This window comes from Streptomyces sp. RK9 (assembly GCF_045070545.1).
Classification (GTDB): Bacteria; Actinomycetota; Actinomycetes; order Streptomycetales; family Streptomycetaceae; genus Streptomyces; species Streptomyces alboflavus.
Map to the genome: position 1 here is coordinate 1,867,055 of NZ_CP173704.1, position 17,980 is coordinate 1,885,034.

Genomic DNA, 17,980 nt, shown 5'->3' on the forward strand with positions numbered 1-17,980 from the left:
GCGGGCTCAGGAATGAGCCCGCCGGCCCCAGGACCCCCGTTTCAGACCCCTAAGACTTACAACCCTGAGAGGGATTGACGCATAGTGCTCGACGTCAACTTCTTCGATGAGCTCCGGATCGGTCTGGCCACCGCTGACGACATCCGTCAGTGGAGCCACGGCGAGGTCAAGAAGCCCGAGACCATCAACTACCGCACCCTCAAGCCCGAAAAGGACGGACTCTTCTGCGAGAAGATCTTCGGTCCGACCCGGGACTGGGAGTGCTACTGCGGCAAGTACAAGCGCGTCCGCTTCAAGGGCATCATCTGTGAGCGCTGCGGCGTCGAGGTCACTCGCGCCAAGGTGCGCCGTGAGCGGATGGGCCACATCGAGCTTGCCGCTCCCGTCACGCACATCTGGTACTTCAAGGGCGTCCCGTCGCGCCTCGGCTACCTCCTCGACCTCGCGCCGAAGGACCTCGAGAAGGTCATCTACTTCGCCGCGTACATGATCACGTTCGTGGACGAGGAGCGCCGCACCCGCGACCTGCCCTCCCTGGAGGCGCACGTCTCCGTGGAGCGCCAGCAGATCGAGAACCGCCGCGACGCGGACCTCGAGGCCCGCGCCAAGAAGCTCGAGACCGACCTGGCCGAGCTGGAGGCCGAGGGCGCCAAGGCCGACGTGCGCCGCAAGGTGCGCGAAGGTGCCGAGCGCGAGATGAAGCAGCTGCGCGACCGTGCGCAGCGCGAGATCGACCGTCTCGACGAGGTGTGGAACCGCTTCAAGAACCTCAAGGTCCAGGACCTCGAGGGCGACGAGCTGCTCTACCGCGAGCTGCGTGACCGCTTCGGCACGTACTTCGACGGCTCGATGGGTGCCGCGGCGCTGCAGAAGCGCCTGGAGTCCTTCGACCTCGACGAGGAGGCCGAGCGCCTCCGCGAGATCATCCGCACCGGCAAGGGCCAGAAGAAGACCCGTGCGCTCAAGCGCCTCAAGGTCGTCTCCGCGTTCCTGCAGACCAGCAACAGCCCCAAGGGCATGGTTCTGGACTGCGTGCCGGTCATCCCGCCGGACCTGCGTCCGATGGTGCAGCTGGACGGTGGCCGCTTCGCGACCTCCGACCTGAACGACCTGTACCGCCGCGTGATCAACCGCAACAACCGCCTGAAGCGCCTTCTCGACCTCGGTGCGCCCGAGATCATCGTGAACAACGAGAAGCGCATGCTCCAGGAGGCCGTGGACGCCCTCTTCGACAACGGTCGTCGTGGTCGCCCGGTCACCGGTCCCGGCAACCGCCCGCTGAAGTCCCTGAGCGACATGCTCAAGGGCAAGCAGGGTCGATTCCGTCAGAACCTCCTCGGCAAGCGCGTGGACTACTCCGCGCGTTCCGTGATCGTCGTCGGTCCGCAGCTGAAGCTGCACCAGTGCGGTCTGCCGAAGGCGATGGCGCTCGAGCTCTTCAAGCCGTTCGTGATGAAGCGCCTGGTCGACCTGAACCACGCGCAGAACATCAAGAGCGCCAAGCGGATGGTCGAGCGCGGCCGCACGGTCGTGTACGACGTCCTCGAAGAGGTCATCGCGGAGCACCCGGTCCTCCTGAACCGTGCGCCCACGCTGCACCGCCTCGGCATCCAGGCCTTCGAGCCGCAGCTGGTCGAGGGCAAGGCCATCCAGATCCACCCGCTCGTCTGCACCGCGTTCAACGCGGACTTCGACGGTGACCAGATGGCCGTGCACCTGCCGCTCTCCGCGGAGGCGCAGGCCGAGGCCCGCATCCTGATGCTGTCCTCGAACAACATCCTCAAGCCCGCCGACGGCCGCCCCGTCACCATGCCCACCCAGGACATGGTGCTCGGCCTCTTCTTCCTCACCACGGACGAAGAGGAGCGCGAGGTCAAGGGCGAGGGCCGGTCCTTCGGCTCCACGGCCGAGGCGATCATGGCGTTCGACGCCAAGGAGCTCTCGCTCCAGGCGAAGGTCGACATCCGCTTCCCGGTGGGCACCTTCCCGCCCCGCGGCTGGACCCCGCCGGTCGACGAGGACGGCGACGACGCCCTCGGCGGCGCGTACCAGCAGGGCGACAGCTTCCGGCTGCGCACGACCCTGGGCCGCGCGCTCTTCAACGAGCTGCTGCCCGAGGACTACCCGTTCGTCGACTACTCGGTGGGCAAGAAGCAGCTCTCCGAGATCGTCAACGACCTGGCCGAGCGCTACCCCAAGGTCATCGTGGCGGCGACGCTCGACAACCTGAAGGCGGCGGGCTTCTTCTGGGCGACCCGTTCCGGTGTCACCGTGGCCATCTCCGACGTCGTGGTCCCCGAGGCCAAGAAGGCGATCGTCGCGGGCTACGAGGCACAGGACGAGAAGGTCCAGAAGCAGTACGAGCGCGGTCTGATCACCAAGGAAGAGCGCACGCAGGAGCTCATCGCGATCTGGACCAAGGCGACCAACGAGGTCGCCGAGGCGATGAACGCGAACTTCCCCAAGACCAACCCCATCTTCATGATGGTTGACTCGGGTGCCCGAGGAAACATGATGCAGATGCGTCAGATCGCCGGTATGCGTGGTCTGGTGTCGAACGCCAAGAACGAGACGATCCCGCGCCCGATCAAGGCCTCCTTCCGTGAGGGCCTGTCGGTGCTCGAGTACTTCATCTCGACGCACGGTGCTCGTAAGGGTCTTGCGGACACGGCTCTGCGTACCGCCGACTCCGGTTACCTCACCCGTCGTCTGGTCGACGTCTCCCAGGACGTCATCATTCGCGAGGAGGACTGCGGCACCGAGCGCGGTCTGAAGCTGAAGATCGCGGTCCGTGGCGAGGACGGCGTGCTCCGCAAGACGGAGAACGTCGAGACGTCCGTGTACGCCCGCATGCTGGCCGAGGACGTCGTCATCGACGGCAAGGTCATCGCGCCGGCCAACGTCGACCTCGGTGACGTGCTCATCGACGCCCTGGTCGCCAACGGCGTCGAGGAGGTCAAGACCCGCTCGGTCCTGACCTGTGAGTCCGCGGTCGGCACCTGTGCCTTCTGCTACGGCCGTTCGCTCGCCACCGGCAAGCTGGTCGACATCGGTGAGGCGGTCGGCATCATCGCCGCCCAGTCCATCGGTGAGCCCGGCACGCAGCTGACGATGCGTACCTTCCACACCGGTGGTGTGGCCGGTGACGACATCACCCAGGGTCTGCCCCGAGTCGTCGAGCTCTTCGAGGCTCGTACGCCGAAGGGTGTCGCCCCGATCTCCGAGGCCGCGGGCCGCGTCCGCATCGAGGAGACCGAGAAGACCAAGAAGCTCGTCGTCACCCCGGACGACGGCAGCGACGAGACGGCGTTCCCGATCTCGAAGCGTGCCCGTCTCCTGGTGGGCGAGGGCGACCACGTCGAGGTGGGCCAGAAGCTCACCGTGGGTGCCACCAACCCGCACGACGTGCTCCGGATCCTCGGCCAGCGCGCCGTCCAGGTCCACCTGGTCGGAGAGGTCCAGAAGGTCTACAACTCGCAGGGCGTGTCGATCCACGACAAGCACATCGAGATCATCATCCGGCAGATGCTGCGCCGCGTGACGATCATCGAGTCCGGCGACGCCGAGCTGCTGCCCGGCGAGCTCGTGGAGCGCTCGAAGTTCGAGACCGAGAACCGTCGTGTGGTCACCGAGGGCGGTCACCCCGCCTCCGGACGTCCGCAGCTGATGGGTATCACCAAGGCCTCGCTGGCGACGGAGTCCTGGCTGTCGGCCGCCTCCTTCCAGGAGACGACCCGAGTCCTGACGGATGCGGCGATCAACGCCAAGTCCGACAGCCTCATCGGCCTCAAGGAGAACGTCATCATCGGTAAGCTCATCCCGGCCGGTACGGGTCTCTCCCGCTACCGCAACATCCGGGTCGAGCCGACCGAGGAGGCCAAGGCCGCGATGTACTCGGCCGTCGGCTACGACGACATCGACTACTCGCCCTTCGGGACGGGTTCGGGTCAGGCCGTGCCGCTGGAGGACTACGACTACGGTCCGTACAACCAGTAGGAGCGCGCAGCGCATCACCGCGGGGCGGTCGTCCGACGAAGGTCGGGTGGCCGCCCCGCGGCGCGTTGGCGCATCATGGAGGGCACACAACGTGCGGGGGGAGGCATGCATGACGGATCCGTCGTGGCAGCCGGGGGCGTGGCCGCCCCATCAGGGACTGCCCGCCATGCGGCCGGCGCAGGGCCAGCCGTCGATGCTGGCCGCCCACTCCGACCGCGAGCGCGCCGTCGACGTGCTGCGCGCGGGCTTCGCCGAGGGGCGGCTGCAGAAGGAGGAGTACGAGCGCCGGGTCGAGCGCGCGTACCAGGCCCGCACGGTGGGGGACCTCAGCATCCTCGTCGCCGACCTGCCGCAGGGCCCGGCCGCCTTCCAGCAGGCCCCGATGGTGGTGCCGCCCACCTTCATGCCCGCGGCGCCCACCAACGGCAAGGCCACCGCGGCGATGGTCTGCGGGATTGCGACGTTCTTCACGTTCGGCGCCTCGGCCGTGCCCGCGGTCATCCTCGGCCACATGGCCCGCGCCGAGATCCGCCAGACCCACGAGCAGGGCGACGGCCAGGCGGTCGCGGGCCTGGCCCTGGGCTGGCTGGCGATCGTGGGGTGGGCGCTGCTGTTGCTGCTGATCGTTTCGGCGGCTTCGGGCTGACGGGGGCCGCAAGGCCGACCAACGGCACAAAGGGGGCACTCGCGCACCTGGGGCGCGAGGTGACCCCGGCGTGTCCGGGGTCCGGGGTATTTGTTTTGACCGCAGCCAATGAGGTAGGTACGCTCAGACCTTGTGCCTGGGGTGTGCCCGGGCTCGTGTGCGTGTCTTCAGCCGCACGGCGAGTTCGATACCGGCCACCGCAATCTGCGCTCTCTCCGCCTTCAGCGGGAGTCTGCAGCATTCGACACACCCGACCGCGTGGGTCGGCGACGTTCCAGGTTAGCTTTACTATTCGGCACACAGAAACCGGAGAAGTAGTGCCTACGATCCAGCAGCTGGTCCGCAAGGGCCGGCAGGACAAGGTCGAGAAGAACAAGACGCCCGCACTCGAGGGTTCCCCTCAGCGTCGTGGCGTCTGCACGCGTGTGTTCACGACCACCCCGAAGAAGCCGAACTCGGCCCTGCGTAAGGTCGCGCGTGTGCGTCTGACCAGCGGGATCGAGGTCACTGCTTACATTCCGGGTGAGGGACACAACCTGCAGGAGCACTCCATCGTGCTCGTGCGCGGCGGCCGTGTGAAGGACCTGCCCGGTGTTCGCTACAAGATCATCCGGGGTTCCCTCGACACCCAGGGTGTCAAGAACCGCAAGCAGGCCCGCAGCCGCTACGGCGCCAAGAAGGAGAAGTAAGAATGCCTCGTAAGGGCCCCGCCCCGAAGCGCCCGGTCATCATCGACCCGGTCTACGGCTCTCCTCTGGTGACCTCCCTCATCAACAAGGTGCTGCTGAACGGCAAGCGCTCCACCGCCGAGCGCATCGTCTACGGCGCCATGGAGGGTCTGCGTGAGAAGACGGGCAACGACCCGGTCATCACGCTGAAGCGCGCGCTCGAGAACATCAAGCCGACCCTCGAGGTCAAGTCCCGCCGCGTCGGTGGCGCCACCTACCAGGTGCCGATCGAGGTCAAGCCCGGTCGCGCCAACACGCTGGCCCTGCGCTGGCTGGTGGGTTACTCCCGCGCCCGTCGCGAGAAGACCATGACCGAGCGTCTGCTCAACGAGCTCCTCGACGCCTCCAACGGCCTCGGTGCCGCTGTGAAGAAGCGCGAGGACACCCACAAGATGGCCGAGTCCAACAAGGCCTTCGCGCACTACCGCTGGTAGTCGCTACCCACATCGAGACCGAGAGAAGACTGAGCCGATATGGCTACCACTTCACTTGACCTGGCCAAGGTGCGCAACATCGGCATCATGGCTCACATCGACGCGGGCAAGACGACGACCACCGAGCGGATCCTGTTCTACACCGGTGTCTCGTACAAGATCGGTGAGGTCCACGACGGCGCCGCCACGATGGACTGGATGGAGCAGGAGCAGGAGCGTGGCATCACGATCACCTCTGCTGCCACCACCTGTCACTGGCCGCTGAACGACGTCGACCACACGATCAACATCATTGACACCCCCGGGCACGTCGACTTCACGGTCGAGGTGGAGCGTTCGCTCCGCGTGCTCGACGGTGCTGTCACGGTGTTCGACGGTGTCGCCGGCGTTGAGCCCCAGTCCGAGACCGTGTGGCGTCAGGCGGACCGCTACGGCGTCCCGCGCATCTGCTTCGTCAACAAGCTCGACCGCACGGGTGCCGAGTTCCACCGCTGCGTCGACATGATCGTCGACCGCCTCGGTGCGACCCCCATCGTCATGCAGCTGCCCATCGGCGCGGAGGCTGACTTCAAGGGCGTCGTCGACCTCGTCACGATGAAGGCCTTCGTCTGGTCCGCCGAGACCAAGATGGGCGAGGCCTACGACATCGTCGACATCCCGGAGACGCACACCGAGGCTGCCGAGGAGTACCGCGGCAAGCTGCTCGAGGCCGTCGCCGAGAACGACGAGCAGATGATGGAGCTGTACCTGGAGGGCCAGGAGCCCACCGAGGAGCAGCTGTACGCGGCCATCCGTCGCATCACCATCGCCTCCGGCAAGGGCGGGGACACCACGGTGACCCCGGTCTTCTGTGGCACCGCGTTCAAGAACAAGGGCGTCCAGCCCCTGCTCGACGCCGTCGTGCGCTACCTGCCCTCCCCCCTGGACGTCGAGGCCATCGAGGGCCACGACGTCAAGGACCCGGAGCAGGTCGTCAAGCGCAAGCCGTCCGACGACGAGCCGCTGTCGGCCCTCGCGTTCAAGATCGCGAGCGACCCGCACCTCGGCAAGCTCACCTTCGTCCGGATCTACTCCGGTCGCCTGGACTCCGGCACCGCGGTGCTGAACTCCGTGAAGGGCAAGAAGGAGCGCATCGGCAAGATCTACCGCATGCACGCGAACAAGCGTGAGGAGATCGAGTCGGTGGGCGCCGGTGACATCGTCGCCGTCATGGGTCTGAAGCAGACCACCACGGGCGAGACGCTCTGTGACGACAAGGCCCCGGTCATCCTGGAGTCCATGGACTTCCCGGCCCCGGTCATCCAGGTCGCCATCGAGCCGAAGTCCAAGGGTGACCAGGAGAAGCTGGGTGTCGCCATCCAGCGCCTCTCGGAGGAGGACCCCTCCTTCCAGGTCCACTCGGACGAGGAGACCGGCCAGACCATCATCGGTGGTATGGGCGAGCTTCACCTCGAGGTGCTCGTCGACCGCATGAAGCGCGAGTTCCGCGTCGAGGCGAACGTCGGCAAGCCGCAGGTCGCGTACCGCGAGACGATCCGTCGGGCCGTCGAGCGCGTGGACTACACCCACAAGAAGCAGACCGGTGGTACCGGTCAGTTCGCCAAGGTGCAGATCGCGATCGAGCCGATCCTCGACGGCGACGCGTCGTACGAGTTCGTGAACAAGGTCACCGGTGGCCGCATCCCGCGGGAGTACATCCCGTCGGTGGACGCCGGTGCGCAGGAGGCCATGCAGTTCGGCATCCTGGCGGGCTACGAGATGACGGGCGTCCGCGTCACGCTCATCGACGGCGCCTACCACGAGGTCGACTCCTCCGAGCTCGCCTTCAAGATCGCCGGTTCGCAGGCCTTCAAGGAGGCCGCGCGGCAGGCCAAGCCCGTGCTGCTCGAGCCGATGATGGCCGTCGAGGTCACCACGCCCGAGGACTACATGGGCGACGTCATCGGCGACATCAACTCCCGCCGTGGCCAGATCCAGGCCATGGAGGAGCGCAGCGGCGCTCGCGTCGTGAAGGGCCTCGTGCCCCTCTCGGAGATGTTCGGCTACGTCGGAGACCTCCGCAGCAAGACGTCGGGTCGCGCAAGCTACTCGATGCAGTTCGACTCCTACGCCGAGGTTCCGCGGAACGTCGCCGAGGAGATCATCGCGAAGGCCAAGGGCGAGTAACTCACCCGAGTACACGCTTTAGGCTTGACTCCGGAGCATCCGGGTCATTCCAGCCCCTACCGGGACGGAATGGCCCGGGCCCCGGGCACCCCAGCAAAGATCACCTGGCGCCGATGAAGTAAGGCGTACAGAACCACTCCACAGGAGGACCCCAGTGGCGAAGGCGAAGTTCGAGCGGACTAAGCCGCACGTCAACATCGGCACCATCGGTCACATCGACCACGGTAAGACGACCCTCACGGCCGCCATTACCAAGGTGCTGCACGACGCGTACCCCGACCTGAACGAGGCCTCGGCCTTCGACCAGATCGACAAGGCTCCCGAGGAGCGCCAGCGCGGTATCACGATCTCCATCGCGCACGTCGAGTACCAGACCGAGGCGCGTCACTACGCTCACGTCGACTGCCCCGGTCACGCCGACTACATCAAGAACATGATCACGGGTGCGGCGCAGATGGACGGCGCCATCCTCGTGGTCGCGGCCACCGACGGCCCGATGCCGCAGACCAAGGAGCACGTGCTCCTGGCCCGCCAGGTCGGCGTCCCGTACATCGTCGTCGCCCTGAACAAGGCCGACATGGTGGACGACGAGGAGATCCTGGAGCTCGTCGAGCTCGAGGTCCGTGAGCTGCTCTCCGAGTACGAGTTCCCGGGCGACGACGTCCCGGTCGTCAAGGTCTCGGCGCTCAAGGCGCTCGAGGGCGACGCCGAGTGGGGCAAGTCCGTCCTCGACCTGATGAAGGCCGTCGACGAGTCCATCCCGCAGCCCGAGCGTGACGTCGACAAGCCGTTCCTGATGCCGATCGAGGACGTCTTCACGATCACCGGTCGTGGCACCGTCGTCACCGGTCGTATCGAGCGTGGTGTCCTCAAGGTCAACGAGACCGTCGACATCATCGGCATCAAGACCGAGAAGACCACCACCACGGTCACCGGCATCGAGATGTTCCGCAAGCTGCTCGACGAGGGCCAGGCCGGTGAGAACGTCGGTCTGCTCCTCCGTGGCATCAAGCGCGAGGACGTCGAGCGCGGCCAGGTCATCATCAAGCCCGGTTCGGTCACGCCGCACACCGAGTTCGAGGCCCAGGCCTACATCCTGTCGAAGGACGAGGGTGGCCGCCACACCCCGTTCTTCAACAACTACCGCCCGCAGTTCTACTTCCGTACGACGGACGTGACCGGCGTCGTGACCCTCCCCGAGGGCACCGAGATGGTCATGCCGGGTGACAACACCGAGATGAAGGTGGAGCTCATCCAGCCCGTCGCCATGGAGGAGGGCCTGAAGTTCGCCATCCGTGAGGGTGGCCGGACCGTCGGCGCCGGCCAGGTCACCAAGATCACCAAGTAAGTACTGCTTGCTTGTTGGTCGGGGCGACCCGGCTGCTCTGAACTGAGCGCAGCAAGAGGCCCCACTCGCCATTACGGCGGGTGGGGCCTCTTGTCGTGTCCGGGGGAGTGCGGGGCGGGCGCGCCGCTTGACAAGCGGCTCGATTGGCCTTCGTCGTCCCAGGTATGGCACACTGTTCAGGTTGCTCGGTTGAGTGCCGATGCTGCGCGCCTCCCGCCGGGAGGACTGGAAGCGAGTCCCACGGTACTCGTCGCCATATCTGTCGTCAGGCAGCACTGTGGCGGACGTACGGGAATCTTCCGGGAAGTGCGGCAAGGTGGCTCGGCCAGGCGCCCGGTGGGTTTCTTCCCCCGGACCCGCGGTCAGCTGGGCCGCAGCCCCTAGCAGGGAAATCCTTCGGGAGATCTGTGTGAGCGGGACTGCGACACGCCCGACCGCGTGGGTCGGATGGAAGTAGAAAACAGGGCCTTCCGGGGGCCAGAGCGTTCGAGACAAAGGACTACTAAGTAGCCATGGCGGGACAGAAGATCCGCATCCGGCTCAAGGCCTACGACCACGAGGTCATCGACTCCTCGGCGAAGAAGATCGTCGAGACGGTGACCCGCACTGGTGCGTCGGTCGCGGGCCCGGTGCCGCTGCCCACTGAGAAGAACGTGTACTGCGTCATCAAGTCGCCGCACAAGTACAAGGACTCTCGCGAGCACTTCGAGATGCGCACGCACAAGCGCCTGATCGACATCCTCGACCCGACGCCCAAGACCGTTGACTCGCTGATGCGCCTGGACCTTCCGGCCGGCGTTGACATCGAGATCAAGCTCTGAGAGGCACGGAAGAGATGACCAAGCAGATCAAGGGCATCCTGGGCGAGAAGCTCGGCATGACCCAGGTCTGGGACGAGAACAACCGTGTCGTCCCGGTGACCGTGGTCAAGGCCGGGCCCTGCGTCGTTACCCAGGTCCGTACGAATGACTCCGACGGCTACGAGTCGGTCCAGATCGCCTTCGGCGAGATCGACCCGCGCAAGGTGAACAAGCCCCTCAAGGGCCACTTCGCCAAGGCCGACGTGACCCCCCGTCGTCACCTCGTCGAGATCCGTACCGCTGACGCCAGCGAGTACACCCTCGGCCAGGAGCTGACCGCTGAGACCTTCGAGTCCGGCGTCAAGGTCGACGTGACCGGCAAGAGCAAGGGCAAGGGCTTCGCCGGTGTCATGAAGCGCCACAACTTCGGTGGCCTCGGCTCCAGCCACGGCACCCAGCGCAAGCACCGCTCGCCCGGTTCCATCGGTGGCTGCGCCACCCCGGGCCGTGTGTTCAAGGGCCTCCGCATGGCGGGCCGCATGGGCAACGAGCGGGTCACCACCCAGAACCTGACCGTTCACGCCGTTGACGCGGAGAAGGGCCTGCTCCTCATCAAGGGAGCGGTTCCCGGTCCGAACGGCGGCCTCGTCCTGGTCCGTACCGCGGCCAAGGGGGCTTGAGGAACCGATGAGCACCATTGACATCCTTTCGCCGGCAGGCGACAAGGCCGGGACCGTCGAGCTCCCCGCGGAGATCTTCGACGTCGAGAAGGTCAGCATCCCGCTGATCCACCAGGTCGTTGTCGCCCAGCTGGCCGCTGCCCGTCAGGGCACGCACAAGACCAAGACCCGTGGCGAAGTCCGCGGTGGTGGCAAGAAGCCGTACCGCCAGAAGGGCACCGGCCGCGCCCGTCAGGGCTCGACCCGCGCCCCGCAGTTCGCCGGCGGTGGCGTCGTCCACGGCCCCGTGCCGCGTGACTACTCGCAGCGGACCCCGAAGAAGATGAAGGCCGCGGCCCTGCGCCACGCCCTCACCGACCGGGCCCGCAACGCTCGCATCCACGTCGTCTCCGGCGTGATCGAGGGCGAGACGCCTTCCACCAAGGCCGCGAAGAGCCTGCTCGGCAAGATCAGCGAGCGCAAGAACGTGCTCCTGGTCATCGAGCGCTCGGACGAGGCAGCGCTGCTGTCCGCCCGCAACCTGCCCCAGGTCCACATCCTGGAGCCGGGCCAGCTCAACACGTACGACGTTCTCGTCTCGGACGACGTGGTCTTCACCCAGGCCGCGCTGGAGTCCTTCGTGTCTGGCCCCAAGGCCGCTGACACCGAAGGGAGCGAGGCCTGATGGCTATCCGTCACCCCGCTATCGCCTCGAAGGCGGCCAAGGCCGCCAAGGCCGCGCGCGTCGCCAAGGCGCGTCGCCACGCCGCCGAGGGCAAGAACACCGTTGAGACGCCGCTGAGCAAGAGCTTCACGGACCCCCGTGACGTCCTCATCAAGCCGGTCGTCTCGGAGAAGAGCTACGCGCTGCTCGACGAGGGCAAGTACACCTTCGTCGTCGCGCCGGGCGCCAACAAGACCCAGATCAAGCAGGCCGTCGAGGCGGTCTTCTCGGTCAAGGTCACCGGCGTCAACACGCTCAACCGCCAGGGCAAGCGCAAGCGCACCCGCACCGGTTTCGGCAAGCGTGCCGACTCCAAGCGCGCGATCGTGACCCTCGCTGAGGGCGACCGTATCGACATCTTCGGCCAGGCCTCCTAACGGAGCGCCCTGGTCCGAATATCGGACGAGGACTGAGAAATGGGAATCCGCAAGTACAAGCCGACGACGCCGGGCCGCCGTGGCTCCTCCGTCGCCGACTTCGTCGAGGTCACGCGGTCCACGCCGGAGAAGTCGCTGGTCCGCCCGCTGCACAGCAAGGGCGGCCGTAACAACGCCGGTCGTGTGACCGTTCGCCACCAGGGTGGCGGACACAAGCGCGCCTACCGCGTGATCGACTTCCGTCGTCACGACAAGGACGGCGTGCCGGCGAAGGTCGCGCACATCGAGTACGACCCGAACCGCACCGCGCGCATCGCGCTGCTGCACTACGCAGACGGCGAGAAGCGCTACATCATCGCTCCGCGCGGCCTGTCGCAGGGTGACCGGATTGAGAACGGCCCTGGCGCCGACATCAAGCCCGGCAACAACCTCGCGCTCCGCAACATCCCGGTCGGTACCACGATCCACGCGATCGAGCTCCGTCCGGGCGGCGGCGCCAAGTTCGCCCGCTCCGCGGGTGCCTCCGTGCAGCTGCTGGCGAAGGAGGGCTCGATGGCCCACCTTCGTATGCCGTCCGGTGAGATCCGCCTGGTCGACGTGCGCTGCCGCGCCACGGTCGGCGAGGTCGGCAACGCCGAGCAGTCGAACATCAACTGGGGCAAGGCCGGCCGCATGCGCTGGAAGGGCGTCCGCCCGACCGTGCGTGGTGTCGTCATGAACCCGGTTGACCACCCCCACGGTGGTGGCGAGGGCAAGACCTCGGGTGGTCGTCACCCGGTGTCGCCCTGGGGCAAGAAGGAAATGCGTACTCGTGATCGCAACAAGGCGAGCAACAAGTACATCGTCCGCCGCCGCAAGACGAACAAGAAGCGCTAAGGACGGGTTGAGATGCCTCGTAGTCTGAAGAAGGGGCCCTTCGTCGACGACCACCTGATCAAGAAGGTGGACGCCCAGAACGAAGCAGGCACCAAAAACGTCATCAAGACCTGGTCCCGACGCTCGATGATCGTGCCGGCCATGCTTGGCCACACGCTCGCGGTGCACAACGGCAAGACCCACATCCCGGTGTTCGTCACCGAGTCGATGGTCGGCCACAAGCTCGGCGAGTTCTCGCCGACCCGCACCTTCCGCGGCCACGTCAAGGACGACCGCAAGTCGAAGCGCCGCTAAGCGGGGTGTGAACGACTGTGACTAACACCGAAGGGACAACCATGGAAGCCAGGGCCCAGGCGCGGTACATCCGCGTCACGCCCATGAAGGCCCGCCGCGTGGTGGACCTCATCCGTGGCATGGACGCCACGGAGGCTCAGGCGGTCCTGCGTTTCGCCCCGCAGGCCGCGAGCGTGCCGGTTGGCAAGGTGCTGGACAGCGCCATCGCCAACGCTGCACACAACTACGACCACACGGACGCCTCGTCGCTGTTCATCAGCGAGGCGTTCGTCGATGAGGGCCCGACCCTGAAGCGGTTCCGTCCGCGCGCCCAGGGCCGTGCCTACCGGATCCGTAAGCGGACCAGCCACATCACCGTGGTCGTCAGCAGCAAGGAAGGAACCCGGTAATGGGCCAGAAGGTAAACCCGCACGGGTTCCGGCTCGGTGTCACGACCGACTTCAAGTCGCGTTGGTACGCCGACAAGCTGTACAAGGACTACGTCAAGGAAGACGTCGCCATCCGTCGGATGATGACGTCCGGCATGGAGCGCGCCGGCATCTCGAAGGTGGAGATCGAGCGCACCCGTGACCGCGTGCGTGTGGACATCCACACCGCCCGTCCCGGCATCGTCATCGGCCGCCGTGGCGCCGAGGCCGACCGCATCCGCGGTGACCTCGAGAAGCTCACGGGCAAGCAGGTCCAGCTGAACATCCTCGAGGTCAAGAACCCCGAGACGGACGCTCAGCTCGTGGCCCAGGCCGTCGCGGAGCAGCTGTCCTCCCGCGTCTCCTTCCGTCGTGCCATGCGCAAGAGCATGCAGTCGGCGATGAAGGCGGGCGCCAAGGGCATCAAGATCCAGTGCGGTGGCCGTCTCGGCGGCGCCGAGATGTCCCGCTCGGAGTTCTACCGCGAGGGCCGTGTGCCCCTGCACACGCTCCGCGCGAACGTGGACTACGGCTTCTTCGAGGCCAAGACGACCTTCGGCCGCATCGGCGTGAAGGTCTGGATCTACAAGGGCGACGTCAAGAACATCGCCGAGGTCCGCGCCGAGAACGCCGCTGCCCGCGCCGGCAACCGCCCGGCCCGTGGTGGCAACGACCGCCCGGCCCGTGGTGGCCGCGGTGGCGAGCGTGGCGGTCGCGGTCGCAAGCCGCAGCAGCAGTCCGCGCCGGCTGCCGAGGCCCCCAAGGCCGAGGCTCCCGCCGCCGCTGCCGCTCCGGCTGAGAGCACCGGAACGGAGGCCTGACCGAAATGCTGATCCCCCGTAGGGTCAAGCACCGCAAGCAGCACCACCCCAAGCGCCGCGGTATGGCCAAGGGTGGTACGACGGTTGCGTTCGGCGAGTACGGCATCCAGGCCATGACTCCGGCGTACGTGACCAACCGCCAGATCGAGGCGGCTCGTATCGCGATGACCCGCCACATCAAGCGTGGCGGCAAGGTCTGGATCAACATCTACCCGGACCGCCCGCTGACGAAGAAGCCCGCCGAGACCCGCATGGGTTCCGGTAAGGGTTCGCCCGAGTGGTGGGTCGCGAACGTGCACCCGGGTCGGGTCATGTTCGAGCTGTCCTACCCCAACGAGAAGATCGCCCGTGAGGCTCTGACTCGTGCGGCCCACAAGCTGCCGATGAAGTGCCGGATCGTCAAGCGCGAGGCAGGTGAAGCGTGATGTCGGCCGGTACCAAGGCGTCCGAGCTGCGCGAGCTGGGCAACGAGGAGCTCCTCAACAAGCTCCGCGAGGCCAAGGAAGAGCTGTTCAACCTCCGCTTCCAGGCGGCGACGGGTCAGCTCGAGAACCACGGTCGGCTGAAGGCCGTCCGTAAGGACATCGCGCGGATCTACACCCTGATGCGTGAGCGCGAGCTGGGCATCGAGACGGTGGAGAGCGCCTGATGAGCGAGAGCAACGTGACTGAAGAGACGAAGGCCGCGCGCGGCTTCCGCAAGACCCGTGAGGGTCTGGTCGTCAGCGACAAGATGGACAAGACCGTCGTCGTCGCCGTCGAGGACCGCGTCAAGCACGCGCTGTACGGCAAGGTCATCCGTCGTACGAACAAGCTCAAGGCGCACGACGAGCAGAACGCTGCCGGCGTCGGCGACCGCGTCCTCCTGATGGAGACGCGTCCGCTGTCGGCGACCAAGCGCTGGCGCGTCGTCGAGATCCTCGAGAAGGCCAAGTAGGTAATTCCCGCAAGGGAATTCCATAGTTCCGTCCGAGGGGGTTTCCCCTCGGATCAGTTCCGCCAGGCTCGGCAGGGGCCGACCTCGTCAGAGTGAAGCCCCTGCCGGGAACCGGCAGACAAACAGGAGATAGACGTGATCCAGCAGGAGTCGCGACTTCGCGTCGCCGACAACACGGGTGCGAAGGAAATCCTCACCATCCGTGTTCTCGGTGGCTCGGGTCGCCGCTACGCGGGCATCGGTGACGTCATCGTCGCCACCGTCAAGGACGCAATCCCCGGTGGCAACGTGAAGAAGGGTGACGTCGTCAAGGCGGTCATCGTTCGCACCGTCAAGGAGCGCCGTCGTCCGGACGGCTCGTACATCCGCTTCGACGAGAACGCCGCCGTCATTCTGAAGAACGACGGCGACCCTCGCGGCACCCGCATCTTCGGCCCGGTCGGCCGTGAGCTGCGCGAGAAGAAGTTCATGAAGATCATCTCGCTCGCGCCGGAGGTGCTGTAAGCATGAAGATCAAGAAGGGCGACCTGGTCCAGGTCATCACCGGTAAGGACAAGGGCAAGCAGGGCAAGGTCATTGCCGCTTACCCGCGCGACGAGCGCGTCCTGGTCGAGGGTGTCAACCGGGTCAAGAAGCACACGAAGGCCGGCCCGACCGCCAGCGGTTCGCAGGCCGGCGGCATCGTGACCACCGAGGCCCCCGTCCACGTCTCCAACGTCCAGCTGGTCGTGGAGAAGGACGGCAACAAGGTCGTCACGCGTGTCGGTTACCGCTTCGACGACGAGGGCAACAAGATCCGCGTTGCCAAGCGGACGGGTGAGGACATCTGATGGCTACCACCACGACTCCGCGTCTCAAGACGAAGTACCGCGAGGAGATCGCGGGCAAGCTGCGTGACGAGTTCAAGTACGAGAACGTCATGCAGGTTCCCGGCCTCGTCAAGATCGTGGTCAACATGGGTGTCGGCGACGCCGCCCGTGACTCCAAGCTCATGGACGGTGCCGTCCGTGACCTGACCACGATCACCGGTCAGAAGCCGGCCATCACCAAGGCCCGGAAGTCCATCGCGCAGTTCAAGCTGCGTGAGGGCCAGCCGATCGGTGCCCACGTCACGCTCCGTGGCGACCGCATGTGGGAGTTCCTGGACCGCACCCTGTCGCTCGCGCTGCCGCGCATCCGCGACTTCCGCGGCCTGTCCCCCAAGCAGTTCGACGGCCGTGGCAACTACACCTTCGGTCTCACGGAGCAGGTCATGTTCCACGAGATCGACCAGGACAAGATCGACCGCGTCCGGGGTATGGACATCACCGTGGTGACCACGGCGACCAACGACGCTGAGGGCCGTGCCCTTCTCCGTCACCTCGGCTTCCCGTTCAAGGAGGCGTAAGCGAGATGGCGAAGAAGGCTCTGATTGCCAAGGCTGCTCGTAAGCCCAAGTTCGGTGTGCGTGCGTACACCCGCTGCCAGCGCTGCGGCCGCCCGCACTCCGTGTACCGCAAGTTCGGCCTCTGCCGCGTGTGCCTTCGTGAGATGGCTCACCGTGGCGAGCTGCCGGGCGTGACCAAGAGCTCCTGGTAACTCCCCTCTGTCCTTGGGACATTAGGGATTACCAGACGCTCTCGGTAAGCAATGAGGTTGGTGGGTGGCCCACCGCACATGCCTTAGGCTTGTGTGGTTGGGCGCCTGCCGCCCTCGTACGACTTACTACGCCGTAGGTCCCCGTGCCGCACCCGTCCCGCCACTGAGTGGGGAGAGGGATGGCGCATACAGGAAACCCCGGCGAGAGAGGCCGAAGGCCAATTCATGACCATGACTGATCCGATCGCAGACATGCTTACGCGTCTGCGGAACGCGAACTCGGCGTACCACGACTCCGTGGCGATGCCGCACAGCAAGATCAAGTCGCACATCGCGGAGATCCTCCAGCAGGAGGGCTTCATCACGGGCTGGAAGGTCGAGGACGCCGAGGTCGGCAAGAACCTCGTTCTCGAGCTCAAGTTCGGGCCGAACCGTGAGCGCTCCATCGCGGGCATCAAGCGGATCTCGAAGCCGGGTCTGCGCGTGTACGCGAAGTCCACCAACCTGCCGAAGGTGCTCGGCGGCCTGGGCGTGGCGATCATCTCCACGTCGCACGGTCTGCTCACCGGCCAGCAGGCGGGCAAGAAGGGCGTGGGTGGGGAAGTCCTCGCCTACGTCTGGTAGCGGAAGGGAACGGAGGAAACAGCTATGTCGCGTATTGGCAAGCTCCCCATCACGGTTCCCGCCGGCGTGGACGTCACCATCGACGGGCAGACGGTCTCGGTGAAGGGCCCCAAGGGCACCCTGAACCACACCGTTGTCGCGCCGATCGAGATCGCTAAGGGCGAGGACGGCGTTCTGAACGTCACCCGTCCCAACGACGAGCGTCAGAACAAGGCCCTGCACGGCCTGTCCCGCACGCTGGTGGCGAACATGATCACCGGTGTGACCCAGGGTTACGTGAAGAAGCTCGAGATCAGCGGTGTCGGTTACCGCGTCCTGGCGAAGGGCTCCAACCTGGAGTTCTCGCTCGGCTACAGCCACCCGATCCTGATCGAGGCGCCCGAGGGCATCTCGTTCAAGGTCGAGTCGCCGACCAAGTTCTCGGTCGAGGGCATCGACAAGCAGAAGGTCGGCGAGGTTGCGGCCAACATCCGCAAGCTGCGCAAGCCTGACCCGTACAAGGCCAAGGGCGTCAAGTACGAGGGCGAAGTCATCCGCCGCAAGGTCGGAAAGGCGGGTAAGTAAGC

23 protein-coding genes are annotated in these 17,980 nt (G+C 66.2%); all 23 read left to right on the forward strand.

All coding sequences use genetic code 11. The annotated features are described in order from the left end of the window. Nucleotides 1-84 precede the first annotated feature (84 nt). The 23 genes from AB6L24_RS28645 to rplF all read left to right on the forward strand — a co-directional run bounded on the left by AB6L24_RS28645 (nucleotide 85) and on the right by rplF (nucleotide 17,978). Nucleotides 85-3,996, forward strand: a complete 3,912-nt coding sequence (locus AB6L24_RS28645; protein ID WP_405659927.1) for a DNA-directed RNA polymerase subunit beta' — start codon at nucleotides 85-87, stop codon at nucleotides 3,994-3,996. A gap of 109 nt (nucleotides 3,997-4,105) precedes the next feature. Further along, nucleotides 4,106-4,642: a DUF1707 and DUF4190 domain-containing protein gene (locus AB6L24_RS28650; protein ID WP_405659930.1), complete on the forward strand. Its 537-nt coding sequence runs from the start codon at nucleotides 4,106-4,108 to the stop codon at nucleotides 4,640-4,642. A gap of 317 nt (nucleotides 4,643-4,959) precedes the next feature. Next, nucleotides 4,960-5,331: a 30S ribosomal protein S12 gene (gene rpsL, locus AB6L24_RS28655; RefSeq protein ID WP_003948652.1), complete on the forward strand. Its 372-nt coding sequence runs from the start codon at nucleotides 4,960-4,962 to the stop codon at nucleotides 5,329-5,331. 2 nt (nucleotides 5,332-5,333) lie between these two features. Next, complete coding sequence (rpsG, locus tag AB6L24_RS28660; protein ID WP_003974303.1) at nucleotides 5,334-5,804, forward strand: 30S ribosomal protein S7; 471 nt, start codon at nucleotides 5,334-5,336, stop codon at nucleotides 5,802-5,804. Nucleotides 5,805-5,843: 39 nt separating this feature from the next. Beyond that, nucleotides 5,844-7,970, forward strand: coding sequence for an elongation factor G (gene fusA, locus AB6L24_RS28665; RefSeq protein ID WP_030359025.1), 2,127 nt, complete (start codon nucleotides 5,844-5,846; stop codon nucleotides 7,968-7,970). Nucleotides 7,971-8,124: 154 nt separating this feature from the next. Beyond that, entirely contained in the window at nucleotides 8,125-9,318 is a 1,194-nt protein-coding gene (gene tuf / locus AB6L24_RS28670) for an elongation factor Tu (RefSeq protein ID WP_030359024.1), read from the forward strand. A gap of 512 nt (nucleotides 9,319-9,830) precedes the next feature. Then, nucleotides 9,831-10,139, forward strand: a complete 309-nt coding sequence (gene rpsJ / locus AB6L24_RS28675; protein WP_003948644.1) for a 30S ribosomal protein S10 — start codon at nucleotides 9,831-9,833, stop codon at nucleotides 10,137-10,139. 14 nt (nucleotides 10,140-10,153) lie between these two features. Continuing rightward, complete coding sequence (gene rplC, locus AB6L24_RS28680; RefSeq protein WP_030359023.1) at nucleotides 10,154-10,798, forward strand: 50S ribosomal protein L3; 645 nt, start codon at nucleotides 10,154-10,156, stop codon at nucleotides 10,796-10,798. A 7-nt stretch (nucleotides 10,799-10,805) separates the two neighbouring features. Further along, complete coding sequence (rplD, locus tag AB6L24_RS28685; RefSeq protein ID WP_030359022.1) at nucleotides 10,806-11,462, forward strand: 50S ribosomal protein L4; 657 nt, start codon at nucleotides 10,806-10,808, stop codon at nucleotides 11,460-11,462. Further along, entirely contained in the window at nucleotides 11,462-11,878 is a 417-nt protein-coding gene (rplW, locus tag AB6L24_RS28690; RefSeq protein WP_030359021.1) for a 50S ribosomal protein L23, read from the forward strand. Before rplD ends, rplW begins: the two co-directional genes overlap by 1 nt. A gap of 39 nt (nucleotides 11,879-11,917) precedes the next feature. Then, on the forward strand, nucleotides 11,918-12,754 hold the full coding sequence (rplB, locus tag AB6L24_RS28695) for a 50S ribosomal protein L2 (RefSeq protein ID WP_016645178.1): 837 nt from the start codon (nucleotides 11,918-11,920) through the stop codon (nucleotides 12,752-12,754). A 12-nt stretch (nucleotides 12,755-12,766) separates the two neighbouring features. After that, on the forward strand, nucleotides 12,767-13,048 hold the full coding sequence (gene rpsS, locus AB6L24_RS28700; protein WP_003992359.1) for a 30S ribosomal protein S19: 282 nt from the start codon (nucleotides 12,767-12,769) through the stop codon (nucleotides 13,046-13,048). Between the two features lie 41 nt (nucleotides 13,049-13,089). Continuing rightward, nucleotides 13,090-13,437 (forward strand): 50S ribosomal protein L22, encoded by a 348-nt coding sequence (gene rplV / locus AB6L24_RS28705; protein WP_030359020.1) that lies wholly within the window; start codon nucleotides 13,090-13,092, stop codon nucleotides 13,435-13,437. Then, entirely contained in the window at nucleotides 13,437-14,276 is an 840-nt protein-coding gene (rpsC, locus tag AB6L24_RS28710) for a 30S ribosomal protein S3 (protein WP_087885483.1), read from the forward strand. The genes rplV and rpsC overlap by 1 nt, the downstream gene beginning before the upstream one ends. 5 nt (nucleotides 14,277-14,281) lie before the next feature. Next, nucleotides 14,282-14,701, forward strand: a complete 420-nt coding sequence (gene rplP, locus AB6L24_RS28715; RefSeq protein ID WP_005313579.1) for a 50S ribosomal protein L16 — start codon at nucleotides 14,282-14,284, stop codon at nucleotides 14,699-14,701. Next, nucleotides 14,701-14,925: a 50S ribosomal protein L29 gene (rpmC, locus tag AB6L24_RS28720; RefSeq protein ID WP_010036720.1), complete on the forward strand. Its 225-nt coding sequence runs from the start codon at nucleotides 14,701-14,703 to the stop codon at nucleotides 14,923-14,925. Before rplP ends, rpmC begins: the two co-directional genes overlap by 1 nt. Continuing rightward, nucleotides 14,925-15,212 carry a 30S ribosomal protein S17 gene (gene rpsQ, locus AB6L24_RS28725; protein WP_030039759.1) on the forward strand — a complete coding sequence of 96 codons (288 nt, stop codon included), beginning with the start codon at nucleotides 14,925-14,927 and terminating at the stop codon, nucleotides 15,210-15,212. Before rpmC ends, rpsQ begins: the two co-directional genes overlap by 1 nt. Nucleotides 15,213-15,347: 135 nt before the next feature. Continuing rightward, nucleotides 15,348-15,716 carry a 50S ribosomal protein L14 gene (gene rplN, locus AB6L24_RS28730; RefSeq protein WP_003974257.1) on the forward strand — a complete coding sequence of 123 codons (369 nt, stop codon included), beginning with the start codon at nucleotides 15,348-15,350 and terminating at the stop codon, nucleotides 15,714-15,716. 2 nt (nucleotides 15,717-15,718) lie between these two features. Further along, nucleotides 15,719-16,042, forward strand: a complete 324-nt coding sequence (rplX, locus tag AB6L24_RS28735) for a 50S ribosomal protein L24 (RefSeq protein ID WP_016645174.1) — start codon at nucleotides 15,719-15,721, stop codon at nucleotides 16,040-16,042. Continuing rightward, nucleotides 16,042-16,599, forward strand: a complete 558-nt coding sequence (gene rplE, locus AB6L24_RS28740) for a 50S ribosomal protein L5 (protein WP_030359018.1) — start codon at nucleotides 16,042-16,044, stop codon at nucleotides 16,597-16,599. Before rplX ends, rplE begins: the two co-directional genes overlap by 1 nt. Before the next feature lie 5 nt (nucleotides 16,600-16,604). Beyond that, nucleotides 16,605-16,790, forward strand: coding sequence for a type Z 30S ribosomal protein S14 (locus AB6L24_RS28745; protein WP_003956452.1), 186 nt, complete (start codon nucleotides 16,605-16,607; stop codon nucleotides 16,788-16,790). Nucleotides 16,791-17,015: 225 nt separating this feature from the next. Then, entirely contained in the window at nucleotides 17,016-17,414 is a 399-nt protein-coding gene (gene rpsH / locus AB6L24_RS28750) for a 30S ribosomal protein S8 (RefSeq protein ID WP_030359017.1), read from the forward strand. A gap of 24 nt (nucleotides 17,415-17,438) precedes the next feature. Further along, nucleotides 17,439-17,978: a 50S ribosomal protein L6 gene (gene rplF, locus AB6L24_RS28755; RefSeq protein WP_030359016.1), complete on the forward strand. Its 540-nt coding sequence runs from the start codon at nucleotides 17,439-17,441 to the stop codon at nucleotides 17,976-17,978. Nucleotides 17,979-17,980: the final 2 nt, after the last annotated feature.